Here is a 20,272-nt window from a genome sequence, read left to right on the forward strand (position 1 = left end):
AAGATATGAAAGAGCAAGTATTACAAGTAACAAAAGGTGACTTCGTAGGATCAGCAAGTGGAGCGGTAGTATTAACAGCATTAATCGTATTTTTATCAAGTGTATTAGTATAATAGAAGTTTTAAATTAAACAAAAAAGGAAGGAGAATGAGGGATATGAACAGTGAACAAGTGTTTCAAGTAACAAAAACAGATTTATTAGGATCCTTAGGTGGAGCGGTAATATTAACATCATTTATTCTATTCCTTGCAAATGTATTAGTATGAGATATATAAATACAATCATTCAAAAAAAATAAAGACTCTAACGTATTAGTAAGTAGTTAATATGTTGGAGTCTTTTTTATATTCTTCTTATATACCCTCAAGTATTAAAGTTACCTCATTATCCAGCATTCATGGCTAATTAAACGCTGCGGTTGAAACTTGATTCAACGAATAATCAAAAATCCACTGAATAAAATCCCGCTTTATTTCAAAGAGAAAAAAGTCGAATTTTATATGTAAGAAAAAAAGAGGAATTTGACAGAAAAGATAGAAAATTTTAAAGGTCAGAATTTGTTAGCTTGCTAACTAATTTCTATTAATTAACGTTGGAAGCGTTTTCGGTTGGTTTTAAGTATGGACCATTTAATCTATTTACAGGGGGATGAAGATATTATGAAACAAAAATCTATGGATACGCTAGCTGCACAAATGGAGGACTTTTTTCCAGTACGTGATGTAGATCATTTGGAATTTTACGTAGGGAATGCAAAGCAATCGAGTTATTATCTTGCGAGAGCGTTCGGATTCAAAATTGTAGCTTACTCTGGATTAGAAACTGGAAACCGTGAAAAGGTATCTTATGTTCTTGTGCAAAAAAATATGCGTTTCGTTGTGTCTGGGGCTTTAAGTAGTGAAAATCGTATTGCAGAGTTTGTAAAGACTCATGGTGATGGCGTGAAGGATGTGGCACTACTTGTTGATGATGTTGATAAAGCATACTCAGAAGCAGTGAAACGTGGTGCCGTCGCAATTGCTCCACCGCAGGAATTAACAGATGAGGACGGTACATTGAAAAAAGCAGTTATTGGTACGTATGGTGATACAATTCATACGCTTGTAGAGCGTAAAAATTATAAAGGGGCATTTATGCCAGGATTCCAAAAGGTAGAATTTAATATTCCATTTGAGGAGTCTGGTTTAATTGCTGTTGATCATGTAGTTGGTAATGTTGAAAAAATGGAAGAGTGGGTTAGTTATTACGAGAATGTTATGGGCTTTAAACAAATGATTCATTTTGATGATGACGATATTAGTACAGAGTATTCGGCGTTAATGTCAAAAGTTATGACGAATGGAAGTCGTATTAAGTTTCCTATTAACGAACCAGCAGACGGAAAGAGAAAGTCACAAATTCAAGAGTATCTAGAATTCTATAATGGAGCTGGTGTACAACATCTTGCTTTATTAACAAGTGATATTGTTAAAACAGTTGAAGCGCTTCGTGCAAATGGGGTGGAGTTTTTAGATACACCTGATACTTATTACGATGAGCTAACTGCACGAGTTGGAAAAATCGATGAAGAAATTGATAAGTTAAAAGAATTAAAGATCTTAGTAGATCGTGATGATGAAGGTTACTTACTACAAATCTTTACGAAACCAATTGTAGATCGTCCGACTTTATTTATTGAAATCATTCAACGTAAAGGTTCTCGTGGATTTGGTGAAGGAAACTTTAAAGCGTTATTCGAATCAATTGAAAGAGAACAAGAGCGTCGCGGAAACTTATAAGATTTGTATCCACCAGCAAAAGTCCCTTTGCTGGTGGAAATTTCATTTTTATAAGGAGGAATCAGGATGAAATTTGTTACATTTTGTCTTCCTTCAAAAGAACTACGGGCTGGATGGCTTGAAGGTGACAAAGTAATAGATATGAATCTTGCTAGTGAAGGGAAAATCCCTTCTTCTATGATGGATTTTTTAGAGAAAGCGGATGAGTATGTAGAAGTAGTGCGGAATATTAAGAATCCAAATAAGGGTATATATGCTTTAGAAGAAGTACAATTGACAGCTGCTCTTCCTAATCCGAGTAGTATTCGAGATTTTTACGCATTTGAACAACATGTAAAAACAGCTCGTGGACGAAGAGGATTAGATGTTGTGCCTGAATGGTATGATATTCCGGTTTTTTATTTTACTAATCATCGTGCTGTAATTGGTTCCGGTGATTTTGTAATTGGTCCGAAAAAGTCTAAAAAGCTTGATTATGAGTTGGAGATTGCTTGCGTAATAGGAAGAGAAGGGCGAAATATTTCTCGAGAGCAAGCAGAGGAATATATTTTTGGTTATTGTATTATGAACGACTGGAGTGCGAGAGACTTACAAGCAACAGAAATGAAAGTAGGTCTCGGTCCAGCGAAAGGAAAAGACTTTGCAACTTCATTAGGAGCACATCTCGTTACGAAAGAGGAATTAGACGTTTATCGTAATGGTGATCGATATAATTTAGAAATGACTGCTCATGTAAATGGAAAACTATTATCAAAAGGAAACTTCCAAGATATTTACTATACATTTGCTGAAATGATTGAACGTGCTTCAGAGGACGTTACGTTATATCCAGGAGATGTGATTGGTTCTGGGACAGTAGGAACAGGATGTATTTTAGAACTGGGTACAGAAGAGTGGCTACAAGATGGAGATGTTGTAGAACTGTCGATTACTGGTTTAGGTACACTACGTAATACGATCAAAAAAGAAAAGGAAGCGGGTGATGGGCATGTTTTATCGTCACATGGGAGAACTACCTCATAAACGACATGTACAATTTCGTAAAAAAGATGGGTCGCTTTATCGTGAACAGGTAATGGGAACAAAAGGTTTTTCTGGTACGCAGTCTATTTTGTATCATCATTATATGCCAACAGAAGTAGGTCATTCTGCATTATCGCATTCTTGTCAGTTGCAGTATGAAGAGGATGTTGCTCTTTCTCATCGCCACTTTCGAACGAAAGAAAGTAAAAAAAGTGGTGATGCAATAAGTGGACGGAATTTCATACTTGGAAATGAAGATTTGTTAATTGGAGTAGTGAGTCCAACAGAAAAAATGGATTATTTCTATCGTAATGGTGATGGCGATGAAATGTTATTTGTTCATTATGGAACAGGGAAAATTGAAACGATGTTTGGAACGATTCACTATAGAAAAGGCGACTATGTAACGATTCCAATTGGAACGATTTATCGTGTTATTCCAGATGAAGGAGAGACTAAGTTTCTTGTTGTAGAGGCAAATAGCCAAATTACAACGCCGCGTCGTTATCGAAATGAATACGGACAATTGTTAGAGCATAGTCCGTTTTGTGAAAGAGATCTTCGTGGTCCAGAAAAATTAGAGACATATGATGAAAAAGGCGAGTTTGTCGTAATGACAAAATCAAGAGGCTATATGCATAAACATGTTTTAGGACACCACCCGTTAGATGTTGTTGGATGGGATGGCTATTTATATCCGTGGGTATTTAATGTAGAGGATTTTGAACCAATTACAGGGCGCATTCATCAGCCACCGCCAGTACATCAAACATTTGAAGGACATAATTTTGTTATTTGCTCTTTCGTACCACGTTTATACGATTATCATCCAGAGTCAATTCCAGCACCATATTATCATAGTAATGTTAATAGTGATGAAGTTCTTTACTATGTAGAAGGAAACTTTATGAGTCGCAAAGGTGTGGAAGAAGGTTCTATTACACTTCATCCGAGCGGGATTCCCCATGGACCGCATCCGGGGAAAACAGAGGCAAGTATAGGGAAGAAAGAGACGTTTGAATTAGCTGTTATGATAGACACATTCCGTCCGCTTCGTATTGTAAAACAAGCACATGAAACAGAAGATGAAAAGTATATGTATAGCTGGATTGAACAAGGTTCATATACTGTGAAATAAGTAAAAAAGCATGCTCTCAATAAGGGGGCATGCCTTTTTCACGGAATCGACATGTATAATAATACCAAAAAAATAATGGAAAGATATATAGAAAGAATAATAAGGATCGTGCATATTCAGAAGAATTTCTACTTGTTTCGACAAAAGTATTGACTAGGAAAAGCGTAATGAGTAAAATAAAAAAGCGAATTAAAAATTTTCAGAAAATTTAAAACTTGGAGGAGTGAAAGATGAAGCAAATTTTTCAAAAGAAGCCAATTGCAAAGTTAATGCATGAAAGTAAGCAAAAAACGTTAGCAAGAACATTGGGTGCGCTAGATTTAACTATGCTTGGAATCGGAGCAATTGTTGGAACTGGTATTTTTGTTCTAACGGGTGTTGTGGCAGCGAAACATTCTGGGCCAGCTATTATATTATCATTTGCGATTGCCGCGTTAGCTTGTGCCTTTGCTGCATTTTGTTATGCTGAATTTGCTTCTTCAGTTCCTGTCTCGGGCAGTGTGTATACGTATACATACGCGACGATGGGGGAAGTGTTCGCATTTTTAATTGGCTGGGACTTAATGCTTGAATATTTACTTGCTACATCTGCTGTAGCAAACGGTTGGTCTGCATATTTTCAATCTTTATTAAAGGGGTTTGGAATTCACATTCCGACTATTCTCTCCTCGGCTCCTGGTACAGGAAAGGGTGGAATAATTGATCTACCTGCAGTTCTAATTATTTTAGTGATGACAGTTCTTTTATCTAGGGGTGTTCGTGAAAGTGCACGAGTAAATAACATTATGGTATTTATTAAAATAGCAGTTGTTCTTATTTTTATCTTTGCTGGTTTTAATTATGTGAAACCTGAAAACTGGACGCCCTTTATGCCATTTGGTTTAGATGGTGTAATGGCTGGAGCGGCTACAGTATTCTTCGCATTTATAGGATTTGATGCAGTTTCAACAGCGGCAGAAGAAGTGAAACGTCCGCAACGTGATTTACCAATTGGTATTATTGCATCGTTATTAATTTGTACAGTTCTTTATATCGTTGTTTCGCTTATTTTGACAGGAATTGTTCCATACGGCCAGCTAAATATATCAGATCCAGTTGCTTTTGCACTTCAATTTATTGGACAAGATGGTTTAGCGGGGGTAATTTCAGTAGGAGCAATTACAGGAATTACAACAGTAATGCTAGTTATGATGTATGGGCAAGTTCGTGTTTCTTATGCGATGAGCCGAGATGGTTTACTGCCGAAGCGTCTTGCTAAAGTTCATCCGAAATTTAAAACGCCATTTTTAAATACATGGACAACGGGGATTATTGCGGCACTGATTTCAGGATTAATAGATTTAAATGTTTTAGCACATCTTGTAAATATGGGGACATTGTCAGCATTTGCACTTGTAGCTGTTGCGGTAATCGTAATGAGAAGAACTCATCCAGACTTACCAAGGGCATTTAAGGCTCCGCTTGTACCATTTTTACCAGCATTAACAGTGATTTTCTGTTTATACTTAATGCTTCAATTATCAGGGACAGCGTGGATTAGTTTTGGGATATGGATGGTTATTGGTATAGCGGTTTACTTCTTATATAGCCGAAAACATAGTGCTTTAAATAATAGTAAAAAAGAAGAAGATGTTGCAAATTTATAAGCGAAAAAATCCATTCTAATTCTGTTAGAATGGATTTTTTTATTTGAAAATTTACATTTTTCTGAACTTGTTATAAGATAATTGTTGGCTAACTAAAGGGGTGGAATGATGAAAAATACGTGGCGTGAGTTAAGGGAGATGGACCGTAACGTATGGATTCGATTTATTGGAGAGACGTTAAATGGAATTGCAATGATGATGTTAATGCCTTTTTTTGCATTATATTTAAAAGATAAGGTAGATTCGTTGTTGGAAGTTGGGGTTATTATGGCGCTTTCTCCAATTGCTGCAAGCTTTGGATCACTTATAGGAGGGAGAATTGCTGACATATATGGAAGAAAGCCTATTATGATATTTTCTATGGCAAGTAATGCATTATTAATGCTCGGTTTTCTATTTATAGAAGGATTTATTCCGTATGCAATTTTATCTATTTTTTTAGGGTTAAGTAATTCTTTATTTCATCCAGCTGCATCAGCTATGGTCGCGGATGTAACGGCACCAGAAAAAAGAACAGAGGCATATGGTTTATTACGAATGGGACACAATATAGGTGCTGCGATTGGTCCGATAATGGGAGCATCAGTAGTTGTGTTGTCAAAGAACCTTGTATTTATTATTGCCTCTTCTACAATGCTATTTTATGCGTTACTTGTATTACTTCTTATTCAAGAGACGATGCCAAAGAGGATAGATAAGGAAGAACATAAAGAAAAGGAATCTGGGGCAGTTTGGAAAATTTTAATGCGAGATAAGGCATTAATGATTTACTTATTAGCAGGTATTATCATTTCGATGGGGTTTTCTCAAACGGAAGGCATGCTGCCACTACATTTTGATAATGAAATGAAGCGTATTTTTGGAACGAATAATCCATATCCATATTTAATGGCGTTAAACGGACTATTAGTTGTTTTATTCCAGTTTCAAATTTCAAAATGGGCTACGGACAAACCAGTCGGGAAGACGATGTTATATGGTGCATGTTTATTCGGGATTGGATTATTTTTTATAGGGTGGTTACCGAAGTGGTTTGGAGAATTTAATACAAATGCTACAATTATTTTAATAACACTACTGTTCGTTTATGCTATATATACGTTAGGTGAGATGATTATGTCGCCTGTACAGATGACATTTGTAGCAAATTTGGCCCCTGAGCATTTGAGAGGGACTTATATGGGAGCTGCAAGTTTGCAGTGGATTACAGGAAGCGCATTTGGTCCACTTTTGGGAGGTTTTTTATTAGATCGATTACTTGGTCACTTTCTATTTACAATTTTAGCTGTAGGATGTGTAGTTGCAGGTATTGTATATGTTTCTTTAGATCGCCTTGTGGAGCAAAGGCAAAAAGACACACTAACCAAACAATCTTCTTAGTGAATAGGTGATATACACAAAAAAGGGGATTTCTACATATTTTAGGTACATAACTAGATTAGATTGCCATTTTATTTTGTGTAGCTATATAGAAAATGAAATGAAAAACCAATAAGTGATGTTATTTAATTATTTATGGAAGTTACATTTTATTTCAAATAGGAACTACCTATTTTTATAAAAAGTGCTAAAATAGAAAAATGAAAACAATTGGTTAGGGTGATTTCATTGACGAAAATTAAATTAGGTTTATTATATGGTGGAAAATCAGCTGAGCATCAAGTTTCGCTACAGACGGCTCTTGCTGCTATTAAAGCGTTAAATCAAGATAAATTCGAGATTCATCCAATTTATATTACAGAACAAGGTCAATGGGTACGCGGTGAGCGTATTGAAGGCGAAGTAACAGATGTTGAAGCTTTAAAAATGAGCGGTGCAGAAAATGCGATTTCTCCGTTATCATTAAGTACAGAAATTATCCCATCTGCAGCTTCTGAGGAGAATGCTATTGACGTTATTTTCCCATTACTACATGGACCAAACGGTGAAGATGGAACGGTTCAAGGACTATTAGAATTAATGAATATCCCTTATGTAGGAAATGGTGTTCTAGCATCATCTGCTGGTATGGATAAAGTTGTTATGAAAAACATCTTTGCAGAGGCTGGTTTAAAACAAGCAAAATATGCATCCTTCATTCGTAGTGCATGGGAAAAAAATCGTGAGGAAGCTTATTCTAAAGTAGAAGATAAGTTAGGATATCCTTGCTTCGTAAAACCAGCGAACCTTGGTTCAAGTGTTGGTATTAATAAGTGTAAAAATCGTGAAGAACTTGAGGATGCATTTGTAGAGGCATTCCAATTTGATCGCAAAATTATTGTAGAAGAAAATATTGTAGGTCGTGAAGTAGAAGTTGGGGTACTAGGTAATGATGAGCCGAAATGTTCAGTTGTAGGTGAAATCGTTCCGAAAAAGGACTTCTATGATTATAAGTCGAAATATATCGATGGTGATACGGCGCTAATTATTCCAGCTGAAATGACAGAAGAAGAATCTAATGTAATTAAGCGTGATGCAATTATTGCATTCCAATCATTAGACGGTGCAGGTTTAACGCGAGCTGATTTCTTCTTAACGAAAGATGGAGAAGTGTATATTAACGAAGTAAACACAATGCCAGGATTTACACCGTTCAGTATGTTCCCTCTATTATGGCAACATACTGGGTTACCGTATCCAGAATTAATCGAAGAGCTAATTCGTTTAGCGATTGAACGTCACGAAGAAAAACAAAAAATTAAATATACAATCTAACAAAAAAGGAGGAAGCACTATTCGTAGGAATAGTGCTTCCTCTATGTAAGGAGCGTTTCTATATGATAAAGCGAATGTTAAAGCAAGTGGAACAGATGGTAAATGGTACTGGATTAGCAGAGCAATATGAGGGAATTACTATTCAAGGCGTGTCTATTGATACAAGAAAAATTGAAAAAGGAAACTTGTATGTTCCGATTCAAGGGGAGCGCTTTGATGGACATGCTTTTGTAGATAAAGCTGTTGAAAATGGAGCTGTGGCTACATTATGGATGAAAGATGTAGCGAATCCACCTGAGAATCTTCCGGTTATTTTTGTGGAAGACACGCTATCCGCATTGCAAATGTTAGCGAAAAACTATCGTGATCAATTGGATGTTAAAGTTGTAGGTGTAACGGGTAGTAACGGTAAAACATCTACGAAAGATATTGTAACAAGTCTTCTTGCGACTAAATTCAAAGTGCAAAAAACAGAAGGGAACTTCAATAACCATATCGGATTACCTCTTACCATTTTAAACTTAGAAGAAAATACAGAAGTAGCAGTATTAGAGATGGGTATGTCAAGCCGAGGCGAAATTGAATTCTTATCTAAGTTAGCTCGTCCTAATGCAGCTATCATTACGAATATTGGTGAGGCACATTTAATGGATTTAGGATCTCGTGAGGCAATTGCTGAAGCGAAATTAGAAATTGTTACAGGGTTACAAGAAGGTGGCGTGTTCGTATATAACGGGGATGAGCCTTTATTAACGAATCGTGTTCCTGAAATGAATTTAGCAACAGAAACGGTTACGTTTGGTGATGCAAGAGCAAACGATTATTATCCAACGACTGTAACATTACAAGCAACTGGGACACATTTCAAAATGAATAGAGATGAAAATATTTCATTCTACTTACCTGTGTTAGGAAAACATAATGTGTATAATACACTTGCTTCAATGGCAATTGCGAAACATTTTGGTGTAACGTGGGAAGAGATGAAAGAAGGTTTAGTAACACTTCAAATGACGGGCATGCGTATGGAAATTGTGAAAACAAATAGTGGTTTAACAATTATCAATGATGCTTATAATGCAAGTCCGACGGCTATGGAAGCAGCATTCCATTTAATGAATGGTTTAGATGGTTTTGCTAAAAAAATCGTTGTGCTCGGTGATATGTTAGAACTTGGAGATCAAGAAGTACAGTTCCATTATGAGGTAGGAAAATTAATCGATCCAGCAAAAATCTCGCATGTATTCACATACGGTAGATTAGGGGCTCAAATTGCTGAAGGAGCGAAAATTAATTTCCCTAATGAACGTGTAAAGGCGTATGATAATAAAGAAGAGTTAGTAAAAGATTTACAAGCAGTAGTCGATGTGAAAGATGTTGTATTAATAAAAGCATCTCGCGGTATGAAATTAGAAGAAGTAATTACGATGTTGAAATAATTGGTGTATATAAATAGGGATGATAGTTACGAAAATAGAAGAAACTTATAATAAGCGCTTACAGTAAATATAAAAAAATAAAAGTGAAGAAAAAAACTCTGAATATGAAAATAAGGTAACAGTTGGGTTTGCTTTTTACACATACAAAACTTATAATTGATAAAGTGTAATAACGTTTAGAAGTATTTTCGTGAAGAATATACGCCCGTTTATATACGTGAGCATTCAGGAAAAGGGCTTTTCCGCAAATTCGGAAAACGCCTTTTTTTAAATGATAAGTATAGGATAGAAAAGGAGAAGTAACATTGACAACATTTCGAGAATTAGGATTAAGTGATTCTTTACTGCAATCTGTTGAAAGTATGGGCTTTGAAGAGGCTACACCAATTCAAGCTGAAACAATTCCACATGCATTGCAAGGTAAAGATATTATTGGGCAAGCGCAAACAGGTACAGGGAAAACAGCAGCATTCGGATTACCACTATTAGATAAAGTGGATACACATAAAGAATCGGTTCAAGGTATTGTTATCGCGCCAACGCGTGAATTAGCAATTCAAGTTGGAGAAGAATTATACAAAATTGGTAAGCATAAACGTGTTCGCATTTTACCAATTTATGGTGGTCAAGATATTAACCGCCAAATTCGTGCTCTAAAAAAACACCCACACATTATTGTTGGTACGCCGGGTCGTATTTTAGATCATATTAACCGTAAAACACTTCGTCTGCAAAACGTAGAGACAGTTGTTCTTGACGAAGCGGATGAAATGTTAAACATGGGCTTCATTGAAGACATTGAAGCAATTTTAACAGATGTGCCAGAAACACATCAAACATTACTATTCTCAGCGACAATGCCGGATCCAATCCGCCGTATTGCTGAGCGTTTCATGACTGAGCCTCAACACATTAAAGTAAAAGCAAAAGAAGTAACAATGCCAAACATTCAGCAGTTCTATTTAGAAGTGCAAGAAAAGAAAAAGTTTGACGTGTTAACACGCTTATTAGATATTCAATCTCCAGAGCTTGCAATCGTATTCGGTCGTACAAAGCGTCGTGTTGATGAATTATCAGAAGCATTAAACTTACGTGGTTATGCTGCAGAAGGTATTCACGGTGATTTAACTCAGGCGAAACGTATGTCTGTATTACGTAAATTTAAAGAAGGTTCTATTGAAGTTCTTGTTGCAACAGACGTTGCTGCACGTGGTCTTGATATTTCAGGCGTAACGCACGTATATAACTTCGATATTCCACAAGATCCAGAATCATACGTTCACCGTATCGGTCGTACTGGTCGTGCAGGTAAAAAAGGTATTGCAATGCTATTTGTAACACCACGTGAATCGGGACAATTAAAAAATATCGAGCGTACAACAAAACGTAAAATGGACCGTATGGATGCACCGACACTTGACGAGGCATTAGAAGGTCAACAACGTTTAATCGCTGAAAAGCTTCAAAGCACAATTGAAAATGAAAACTTAGCATACTACAAGCGTATTGCAGAAGAAATGTTAGAAGAAAATGACTCTGTAACAGTAGTAGCTGCTGCTTTAAAAATGATGACTAAAGAGCCGGATACAACTCCGATCGCTTTAACATCAGAACCACCTGTTGTTTCAAGAGGCGGCGGTTCTAAAAAACGCGGCGGTAACGGAGGCGGATACCGTGATGGTAACCGTAATCGTAGTCGTGATGCACGCGGCGGTGGCGATGGACGTAATCGTGACCGTAACCGTGATGGACGTAATCGTGACGGAAACCGTGATCGCAATCGTGATGGTGGTAGTCGTGGTCGTAGAGGTGAAGGCCAAGGTCGCCCTGGTTCTTCAAATGGACGCGGCGAAAGAAAACATCATAGCCGTCCACAAGCTTAATAAAAAAAAGAGAATGCCCTTTGCGGGCATTCTCTTTTTTTATTTCTATAATTGTGCATACTACATAATAGTTATGATAGAAAAGGGGCTGTTATATGCTTGTAAGGCTTGGTTACGTTGCGATGAGTGTACATTTGAAGAATGCATCTCCATCTCAAACGATGACGTATGCACAGTTTCAGAAATTAGATGATCGTGCTGCTGCAATTCGTAAACTTGAAAGAATTGCTAATTCCAATTTAGAAAATTGTTTACGTTTATTAAAGCATAATAAAGGGCATGACATATCTTTCTTTCGGCTCAGTTCAAAGCTCATTCCTTTAGCGAATCATGAGGAATTGCTAGAGTGGAACTATATTCGTCCTTTAAAAGAAAATTTAAAAAAACTAGGTGAATATGCAGTTCATATGAATATGAGAATTGATTTCCATCCAGATCATTTTGTTGTACTAAATTCACCTGAGGAGAGTGTTTTTAAACAATCTGTAAAAACATTGCAGATGCACAAAAAATTATTAAAAGGCATGGGGATTGAACATAAGCAACGATGTGTACTGCATGTCGGAGGAGGATATAAAGATAAAGAACTTGCATTAGAGCGCTTTATAGAGAATTGGTCTAATGTCCCAAGGGGTATTCAAGAAATGATTATATTAGAAAATGATGATACAACCTTTACGTTAGAGGAAACATTATATTTAGGAGAAAAATTAGATATTCCCGTCGTATTTGACTTGCATCACCATATGATGAATAATGAGCAAGAAGATTGGTATGAAGATTGGGCACGTGTCGTTCATACGTGGGAAACGTCTTTGTTGCCGGTTAAAATGCATATCTCTAGCCCTAGAGAGGGAAAAGATCCAAGAGCTCATGCAGATTATATTAATGTAGAGGCATTTTTATCTTTTTTAAGAAGGATAAAGGGAAGTGTTCCGCAAATTGATTGTATGATTGAGGCGAAGATGAAGGATGAGTCTTTATTTCAATTAATGAGAGATTTAAGTGAACAAGTAGATGTAGAAATTATCGATGGTGCAAGCTTTTATATTAAATAAGCTTTGCACCATCGTTTTTTTTGGTTAAAAAAGGGGTTAAAATGCCACCGGTTATTAAACCTGTTAAATGACTGATCGGATTGGCAGAAGGGTTAAAGAAAGTAAATAGTAGTAATAGAAGAATCATAATTGAGAAAATGGCAATTTCTTTTGGTTTTGAAGAGCGGTATCGATTGTACAATAAAAATAACTGTGCACCTAATAGTCCGAAAATACCACCTGATGCACCTGCGTGAATATATTCAAGCGGCATAATAATATAAGAAGAAATATTTCCAGAAATTCCAGAGAGAAAAAATAGAATAAAAAAAGAAAAGTGTCCGAGTTGCTTTTCGATAGAAGAACCAAGAGCGAACAAAAAAATACTATTAGAAAGAAAATGTTGTAAGTCTACGTGTACGAGAAGAGAAGTTATGACACGCCACCATTCTCCTTTAGCGATATATTCATTAGAGGCTGCCAGTGGTAAGAGAAAAAAGTCGCCTAATATCATCATGACTAAATGAATAAGAAGTAAGGTAAGAATAGTCGGTTGTAAAGAAATATGAGTGGATCTTATTAGCATACGGTTACTTTCACCCCTTTTGCATCAGAAAGATTCTCTGTTATTCTTATCAATATGAAAGAAGAAAGTTAAATAGAAGAAGGGGATTTCGAAATGATTATAGGGATTGGTATCGATATTATTGAATTAAATCGTATTGAAAAAATGCTAGATGGAAAGCTTAAATTTATGGAACGTATTTTAACGGAAAATGAACGTAATGTTGCTATGGAGCTGAAAGGAAGTCGTCTTACAGAGTTTGTAGCTGGAAGGTTTGCAGCGAAAGAGGCGTATTCAAAAGCTGTAGGTACTGGTATCGGAAAAGAAGTGAGTTTTTTAGATATTGAAGTGAAAAATGATGAAAGAGGTAAGCCAATTCTGATTACAAGTACAGAGTATATTGTTCATTTATCAATTAGTCATAGTAAGGAATTTGCTGTTGCTCAAGTTGTTTTAGAAAGCTCGTCACGCTAGTCTGCATATTTTATATCTTTGTCTCATATATTTGAGGTAGCGATAAGGAAGGTACATCTTCCATTCATTTATAGGGGCAAAGGGGCTGAATTGATGAAAAGGCGTCTGTTTTTAGTTCTTGTCGGTTTGTTGACCGTTTTTGTGTTGGCGGGTTGTATGGAAAAGAAGCAAGATGATGTCGTGAGAGATTTAGAATCAAAAGTAAAAGGGATGAAAAGTTATCAAGCTGAGGCAAAATTATCTATTAAAACAGGCAATGAGCCTCAAGAATATAACGTAGAGATTTGGCATAAGGAACCGTCTTTTTATCGTGTGAATTTAAAAAATGCAAAAAAAGATCAGAGCCAAATTATTTTGAGAAATGAAGAAGGTGTATTTGTATTAACGCCAGCACTTAATAAGAGCTTCCGTTTTCAAAGTGATTGGCCGCAAAATAGTAGCCAGGCTTATTTATATGAATCACTTGTAAGAGATATTTTGCAGGACAAGAAAAACCTTACTTTTGAGAAAACAGATAAGTATTATATTTTTAAAACAAAAACAAACTATCAACATCAAAATATGTTGCCGAGACAAGAGATTACATTGAATAAGAGCGACTTGACTCCAGTTTCAGTGAAGTTAATGGATAATGATCAAAATGTTCTTGTGAAAGTAGATTTCTCTAAAGTGAAATTCGATGCGAAATTTGATAAAGGTGCATTTGATACGAAACAAAATATGTCTAGAGCACAGGTAGATGTTCAAACAACAGCGAAAGAAGACAAACCGTTTGCTATTTTGTATCCACTTGATACACCACAAGGTATGACTCTGAAAGATGAAAAAGAGTTGAAGACAGACAGTGGCAAGCGTGCGATACTCACATACACTGGAAATAAGAAATCCTTTACTTTAATACAAGAAAAGGCAAAAGTTGCAGAGGCATCATCAGCAGTAAGTGTAAGTGGAGAACCAGTTGATCTTGGGTTTACGATTGGTGCATTGACGAAAGACTCTGTAACGTGGTCGCATAACGGAGTAGAATATATGCTCGTGTCTAAAGGTTTAGAGCCGAAGGAGCTGTTAATGGTTGCTCGTTCAGTTACAGCGAAGCAGGTGAAGTAAACTTCTTAGACGTGGTGATATATGTGCACCACGTCTTTTCTTAGTTTGAAGGTGGATTTCATAAAAGAAGCATATAAAAGAATAAGCTTCGCATATCGTGTATAAGGAAGTGTATTTATGGAAGAAGCACCATTTTACCGTGACACTTGGGTGGAAGTGGATTTAGATGCCATTTATAACAACGTTACACATATTAAAGAGTTCATCCCAAGTAATGTAGAGGTTTTTGCTGTAGTTAAAGCAAACGCATATGGGCACGATTATGTACCGGTGGCTAAAACGGCATTAGAAGCAGGTGCAACAAGGTTAGCTGTTGCTTTTTTAGATGAAGCTTTAGTGCTTCGGAGGGCTGGTATTACTGAACCGATTTTAGTGTTAGGTCCCTCGCCGCCGCGTGATGTAAATGTAGCTGCTGAAAATGATGTAGCGCTAACTGTTTTTCAAAAAGAATGGGTGGAAGAAGCAATTAAACTTTGGGATGGTTCATCTGTAATGAAATTCCATATTAACTTTGATAGTGGTATGGGGAGAATTGGAATACGTGAAAGAAAAGAGCTAAAAGAATTTTTAAAGAGTTTAGAGGGTGCACCGTTTTTAGAGTTAGAAGGAGTATACACGCATTTTGCAACGGCAGATGAGGTTGAGACTTCGTATTTTGATAAGCAATATAACACGTTCTTGGAGCAGTTAAGTTGGTTGAAAGAATTCGGAGTGGATCCTAAGTTTGTTCATACAGCTAATAGTGCTGCGACGTTACGTTTTCAAGGGATTACATTTAATGCAGTGCGAATTGGGATTGCAATGTATGGATTATCTCCTTCTGTAGAAATACGTCCTTTTTTACCATTTGAATTAGAACCGGCGCTATCACTTCATACGAAAGTTGCTCATATTAAACAGGTAATTAAAGGTGATGGAATTAGTTATAACGTCACCTATCGAACGAAAACTGAAGAATGGATTGCGACTGTAGCGATTGGCTATGCAGATGGGTGGCTTAGAAGGTTACAAGGATTTGAAGTGCTTATAAATGGTAAAAGGGTACCGATTGTAGGGCGAGTAACAATGGATCAGTTCATGATTCATCTTCCTTGTGAAGTGCCACTTGGTACGAAAGTTACGCTTATTGGAAGGCAAGGAGATGAGTATATTAGCGCTACAGAGGTTGCGGAATACTCAGGGACTATTAATTATGAAATTATTGCAACGATCAGTTTCCGTGTGCCAAGAATATTTATACGGAATGGTAAGGTTGTAGAGATAATTAATTACTTGAACAATATATAGAAGGTAGTATGATTGCTTCTTGTCATTGGAGTGACTGTTCATTGCTGGATAATAAGCTCTTTTTGATGAGAAGCTTTTTACTTATAATCATTTTTTATATAAGTTGCACGTAAGTTTTGAAGAGGAGTTCTATTGTTTTTAGTTAGTTATGAGATAAAAAATTTAAGAAGATGAATGTTTTGTTTGTGAATTGGAAAACATAAGCAAGGAATAAGGAAGTCTTTGCAACAGGCTCCATACAATGGTATTATTACAATAGGTGTCATATATATATTTGGGTGTGTAGTTGACGGTGGAGGTGTATTTTTGTGTCCGAATCAAGTGTAACTACTGAAATCGTGGTTCGGTTGCCAAAGCAAATGGTAACGGAATTGGACGGAATTGGAAAACAAGAGAATAAGAATCGCCATGAACTAATTTGCCAGGCAACACAATTGTTATTGCGTCAACATAAGACGAAGAAACGCTACCAACATGAATCAATGCGACGTGGGTACATTGAAATGGGAAAAATTAATCTTGGTATTGCATCTGAAGCTTTCTTAGCAGAGTATGAAGCAGCTCATACAGTAGAACGCTTAGTTAGCGGGGGGTAATATTTTGATTGTAAAACGCGGCGACGTGTATTTTGCAGACCTTTCCCCAGTTGTTGGTTCTGAGCAAGGAGGCGTTCGTCCGGTTCTTGTCATTCAAAATGACATCGGAAATCGTTTTAGTCCAACGGTGATTGTAGCGGCTATTACTGCACAGATTCAAAAAGCGAAATTACCCACTCATGTGGAAATTGATGCGAAAAAGTATGGTTTTGAGAGAGATTCTGTTATTTTACTTGAGCAGATTCGAACAATCGATAAGCAACGCTTAACGGACAAAATCACTCATTTGGATGAAGTGATGATGAGTCGTGTAGATGAAGCGTTACAAATTAGTTTAGGACTAATAGATTTTTAAATCGGCAGTTTAAGTTGCTCTCTTTGAAGGGCAACTTTTTTTATTATAGAGGAGGTTACGGTTGTATATGGAAATGGTAGATAATCGACAAGCGTTAATGAAAATGTTAGTGAAAGAATTAGGCTTTACCGAAAAGCAAGTTCGTCATGTTATTCAATTAACAGAAGAAGGTAACACAGTTCCATTTATTGCTCGTTACCGAAAAGAATGGACAGGCTCTTTAGATGAGGTGCAAATTCGTACGATTTTAGAGAGATGGCAATATATGATGCAACTTGAAGATAGGAAGGAAGAAGTTCTTCGTCTTATTGATGAGAAGGGGAAACTGACAGAAGAGCTGCGACAGCAAATTGTTAAAGCTACAAAGTTGCAAGAAGTAGAAGATCTATATCGTCCATATAAAGAGAAAAGAAGAACGAAAGCGACAATCGCTAAAGAAAAAGGATTAGAACCATTAGCTGAATGGTTATTGTTATATAAGAAAGAAGATCCGGCTAAAAAGGCAGTGGAATTTATTAATGTAGAGAAAGAAGTGCAATCTGCAGAAGAAGCTTTACAAGGTGCACAAGACATTATTGCAGAAATGGTTTCAGATGAAGCTGCGTATCGTAGTTGGATTCGAAATGTTACTTTTAGAAAAGGTGTTATGTCTTCGTCCGTGAAAGATGAAGAAAAAGATGAAAAGAATATATATGAAATGTATTACAGTTATGAAGAACCATTGCAAAAAGTAGTACCACATCGTGTATTAGCAATGAATCGTGGCGAGAAAGAAGATATATTGAGAGTTGCTGTTGTTCCGCCAGTAGATGAGATAGTAACTTTCTTAAATAAGAAAGTAATTCGTGATAACGATTCGAAAAGTGCACATTATGTACAATTAGCGATTGAAGATGGTTATAAACGATTAATTCAATCTTCAATCGAAAGAGAAATTCGTAAAGAATTAACAGAAACAGCTGAAGAACAAGCGATACATATTTTCTCTGAGAACTTACGTAACTTATTATTACAACCTCCGATGAAAGGGAAAGTCGTGCTAGCGGTAGATCCGGCATATAGAACTGGTTGTAAATTGTCTGTAGTAGATGATACGGGGAAAGTACTACATATCGATGTTATTTATCCGCATCCACCTGTTCGTAAATATGATGATGCAAAAACGAAAGTTCTTTCTATTATAGATAAATATCAAGTTGAAATGATTGCAATTGGTAATGGGACAGCATCTAGAGAAACAGAAGAGTTTATAGTAGATGTATTACAAAGTGTGAACCGAGATGTCTTTTATATTATTGTAAATGAAGCGGGTGCTAGTGTATATTCAGCCTCTGATTTAGCTCGTGAGGAATTCCCGAATTTACAAGTTGAAGAGAGAAGTGCCGTTTCTATTGGAAGACGTCTGCAAGATCCACTTGCTGAACTTGTGAAAATTGATCCTAAATCAGTTGGGGTTGGACAATACCAACATGATGTATCTCAAAAGAGACTGAATGAGTCATTAACATTTGTAGTAGAAACAGCTGTTAACCAAGTTGGGGTTAATGTAAATACGGCTTCGGTTGCATTGTTACAATATGTTTCAGGTTTATCGAAAACTGTTGCGAAAAATATTGTGGCAAAGAGAGAAGAAGATGGGAAATTCACGAAGCGCACGGAATTAAAGAAAATCCCGCGTTTAGGTGCAAAGACGTATGAACAATGTATAGGTTTCTTACGTATACTAGAAGGAGCGAATCCATTAGATCGAACAGGTATTCATCCAGAGCAATATAAAAATGTTGAATTGTTATTGAAGAGTCTAGGGTTATCGATAGATGACGTAGGACAACCGCAATTACAAAAGAGATTGGAAGAAGTAGAGATTTCTAAGTTATCTCAAGAAACAGGAGTTGGGGAGCCGACGTTAGTTGATATTATAGATGCGCTTATTAGTCCAGAAAGAGATATGAGGGATGAGTTGCCTAAACCACTTCTGAAAAAAGGGATTTTGAAATTAGAAGATTTAAAACGTGGTATGGAACTAGAAGGAACAGTTCGTAACGTTGTTGATTTTGGTGCTTTTGTTGATGTTGGCGTAAAGCAAGATGGTTTAGTACATATTTCTAAACTTAGCAAACAGTTTGTAAAGCATCCGTTAGATGTTGTATCAGTAGGGCAAATTGTAAAAGTATGGGTAGATGATATTGATACAAAAAAAGGACGCGTTGCACTATCTATGTTGCCGATTGAATAGTAAGAGAAGAGAGCAGACGAAACTGCTCTTTTTTTATGGAATAAAAAGTGTAATGGATTATGAGCTTTGATGTATTTTGCTATAATAAAACCAGCATTCATTTAATAATTTAATTTGATACCGGTTTTTTTCGAAATATGCACGTTGCATTTGTTTTTTTAGCCACGTAGGCATAGGAATCCCTCCTTGTTTAATCCTGCTCTCAAAAATCTAAAATGCTATTGATGAGAGGTTGGTGAGTGGATTTCTATTCATGTTTTGTTTTTAGAAACCACGTTTCTTACATGAGGATGGGTATATGTACTATTTAATATATGTATAAGAAGGGAGAAAAGTGTAAAAATATTTTTTTGTTTAGGAGGAATGAGAGTGGATGAGCAAGAAATTCAGCGACTAGTGGAAGAAGTGTCACTACAATACTTTGAGAGGCCGTTCTTACATAAAGCAGTGTTTAATAATAGATTACGTACAACTGGTGGGCGTTATTTATTGAAGAGTCATAATATCGAACTGAATTATCGATATTACGAAGTGTATGGTGAAGAAGAGTTAGTCGGGATTATTAAACATGAGCTTTGTCATTATCACTTACATATTGCAGGAAGAGGGTATAAGCACAGGGACAGGGATTTCCGTGAGTTGTTAAAGAAAGTTGATGCACCACGTTTTTGTAAACAAATGATTAATGAAGAGAAGGAAAAAAAGATTTATAAGTATGAATGTATGGAGTGTTCACTTCAATATGTAAGAAGGCGTCAAATAAATACAAAAAGATATGTCTGTGGAAAGTGTAAAGGGAAACTCAAACCGATATCGAAAACATCTTGACAGTAAAAACGCAATCCAGTATATTATAAACATGTCACGTTTGAACAAGATGTTGTTAAAAACTTCTTGACTTACAGAGAGAATTTTTATAAGATACAAATTGTCTTCATTATTCCGCAGTAGCTCAGTGGTAGAGCTATCGGCTGTTAACCGATCGGTCGTAGGTTCGAGTCCTACCTGCGGAG

20 protein-coding genes and 1 tRNA gene are annotated in these 20,272 nt (G+C 36.4%); 19 read left to right on the forward strand and 2 right to left on the reverse strand.

The window, feature by feature from the left end:
- Positions 1–5: 5 nt before the first annotated feature.
- From AB6801_RS28160 to uvsE, 11 genes are all read left to right on the forward strand, one after another.
- A complete protein-coding gene (locus tag AB6801_RS28160; RefSeq protein ID WP_000664237.1) occupies positions 6–113 on the forward strand; it encodes a DUF3948 family protein in 108 nt (35 codons plus the stop codon).
- A 43-nt stretch (positions 114–156) separates the two neighbouring features.
- Entirely contained in the window at positions 157–267 is a 111-nt protein-coding gene (locus tag AB6801_RS28165; protein ID WP_001083690.1) for a DUF3948 family protein, read from the forward strand.
- A gap of 393 nt (positions 268–660) precedes the next feature.
- Positions 661–1,779, forward strand: a complete 1,119-nt coding sequence (gene hppD / locus AB6801_RS28170) for a 4-hydroxyphenylpyruvate dioxygenase (protein ID WP_000810922.1) — start codon at positions 661–663, stop codon at positions 1,777–1,779.
- A 66-nt stretch (positions 1,780–1,845) separates the two neighbouring features.
- A complete protein-coding gene (locus tag AB6801_RS28175) occupies positions 1,846–2,802 on the forward strand; it encodes a fumarylacetoacetate hydrolase family protein (protein ID WP_000673989.1) in 957 nt (318 codons plus the stop codon).
- On the forward strand, positions 2,768–3,940 hold the full coding sequence (locus AB6801_RS28180; protein ID WP_097999230.1) for a homogentisate 1,2-dioxygenase: 1,173 nt from the start codon (positions 2,768–2,770) through the stop codon (positions 3,938–3,940). The genes AB6801_RS28175 and AB6801_RS28180 overlap by 35 nt, the downstream gene beginning before the upstream one ends.
- Positions 3,941–4,170: 230 nt before the next feature.
- Positions 4,171–5,586, forward strand: coding sequence for a branched-chain amino acid transporter BcaP (gene bcaP / locus AB6801_RS28185; protein WP_000809349.1), 1,416 nt, complete (start codon positions 4,171–4,173; stop codon positions 5,584–5,586).
- A 108-nt stretch (positions 5,587–5,694) separates the two neighbouring features.
- A complete protein-coding gene (locus AB6801_RS28190; RefSeq protein ID WP_000799714.1) occupies positions 5,695–6,966 on the forward strand; it encodes an MDR family MFS transporter in 1,272 nt (423 codons plus the stop codon).
- A 228-nt stretch (positions 6,967–7,194) separates the two neighbouring features.
- Positions 7,195–8,280 carry a D-alanine--D-alanine ligase gene (locus tag AB6801_RS28195; RefSeq protein ID WP_000161427.1) on the forward strand — a complete coding sequence of 362 codons (1,086 nt, stop codon included), beginning with the start codon at positions 7,195–7,197 and terminating at the stop codon, positions 8,278–8,280.
- 62 nt (positions 8,281–8,342) lie between these two features.
- Positions 8,343–9,719 carry a UDP-N-acetylmuramoyl-tripeptide--D-alanyl-D-alanine ligase gene (gene murF / locus AB6801_RS28200; protein ID WP_000595963.1) on the forward strand — a complete coding sequence of 459 codons (1,377 nt, stop codon included), beginning with the start codon at positions 8,343–8,345 and terminating at the stop codon, positions 9,717–9,719.
- A 305-nt stretch (positions 9,720–10,024) separates the two neighbouring features.
- On the forward strand, positions 10,025–11,602 hold the full coding sequence (gene cshA / locus AB6801_RS28205; protein WP_000206584.1) for a degradosome RNA helicase CshA: 1,578 nt from the start codon (positions 10,025–10,027) through the stop codon (positions 11,600–11,602).
- A gap of 95 nt (positions 11,603–11,697) precedes the next feature.
- The gene (uvsE, locus tag AB6801_RS28210) at positions 11,698–12,660 is read left to right on the forward strand and encodes a UV DNA damage repair endonuclease UvsE (RefSeq protein WP_000961161.1); all 963 of its coding nucleotides are present in this window, start codon (positions 11,698–11,700) and stop codon (positions 12,658–12,660) included.
- Here the strand turns inward: uvsE and AB6801_RS28215 are convergent.
- A complete protein-coding gene (locus AB6801_RS28215) occupies positions 12,653–13,225 on the reverse strand; it encodes a rhomboid family intramembrane serine protease (RefSeq protein WP_000908523.1) in 573 nt (190 codons plus the stop codon). The genes uvsE and AB6801_RS28215 overlap by 8 nt on opposite strands.
- Before the next feature lie 93 nt (positions 13,226–13,318).
- On the opposite strand from AB6801_RS28215, the gene acpS reads away from it, so the two are divergent.
- The 6 genes from acpS to AB6801_RS28245 all read left to right on the forward strand — a co-directional run bounded on the left by acpS (position 13,319) and on the right by AB6801_RS28245 (position 19,259).
- Entirely contained in the window at positions 13,319–13,678 is a 360-nt protein-coding gene (gene acpS / locus AB6801_RS28220; RefSeq protein WP_000583417.1) for a holo-ACP synthase, read from the forward strand.
- Between the two features lie 156 nt (positions 13,679–13,834).
- Positions 13,835–14,785: a LolA family protein gene (locus tag AB6801_RS28225; RefSeq protein ID WP_002060618.1), complete on the forward strand. Its 951-nt coding sequence runs from the start codon at positions 13,835–13,837 to the stop codon at positions 14,783–14,785.
- 117 nt (positions 14,786–14,902) lie between these two features.
- On the forward strand, positions 14,903–16,072 hold the full coding sequence (gene alr / locus AB6801_RS28230) for an alanine racemase (RefSeq protein WP_098330567.1): 1,170 nt from the start codon (positions 14,903–14,905) through the stop codon (positions 16,070–16,072).
- A 308-nt stretch (positions 16,073–16,380) separates the two neighbouring features.
- The gene (locus AB6801_RS28235) at positions 16,381–16,668 is read left to right on the forward strand and encodes an antitoxin EndoAI (protein WP_000004570.1); all 288 of its coding nucleotides are present in this window, start codon (positions 16,381–16,383) and stop codon (positions 16,666–16,668) included.
- A 4-nt stretch (positions 16,669–16,672) separates the two neighbouring features.
- Positions 16,673–17,023: a type II toxin-antitoxin system endoribonuclease NdoA gene (ndoA, locus tag AB6801_RS28240; protein ID WP_000635965.1), complete on the forward strand. Its 351-nt coding sequence runs from the start codon at positions 16,673–16,675 to the stop codon at positions 17,021–17,023.
- 67 nt (positions 17,024–17,090) lie between these two features.
- The gene (locus tag AB6801_RS28245; protein ID WP_000426236.1) at positions 17,091–19,259 is read left to right on the forward strand and encodes a Tex family protein; all 2,169 of its coding nucleotides are present in this window, start codon (positions 17,091–17,093) and stop codon (positions 19,257–19,259) included.
- A 57-nt stretch (positions 19,260–19,316) separates the two neighbouring features.
- On the opposite strand, the gene cmpA is transcribed toward AB6801_RS28245, so the two are convergent.
- Positions 19,317–19,433, reverse strand: a complete 117-nt coding sequence (gene cmpA / locus AB6801_RS28250; protein WP_001143642.1) for a cortex morphogenetic protein CmpA — start codon at positions 19,431–19,433, stop codon at positions 19,317–19,319.
- A 195-nt stretch (positions 19,434–19,628) separates the two neighbouring features.
- Between cmpA and AB6801_RS28255 the strand changes: the two genes are divergently transcribed.
- Entirely contained in the window at positions 19,629–20,087 is a 459-nt protein-coding gene (locus AB6801_RS28255) for a SprT family protein (RefSeq protein ID WP_000344240.1), read from the forward strand.
- A gap of 113 nt (positions 20,088–20,200) precedes the next feature.
- Positions 20,201–20,272: transfer RNA gene (locus tag AB6801_RS28260), tRNA-Asn, on the forward strand.

This window comes from Bacillus sp. RCC_6_1 (genome assembly GCF_041360755.1).
GTDB lineage: Bacteria > Bacillota > Bacilli > Bacillales > Bacillaceae_G > Bacillus_A > Bacillus_A cereus.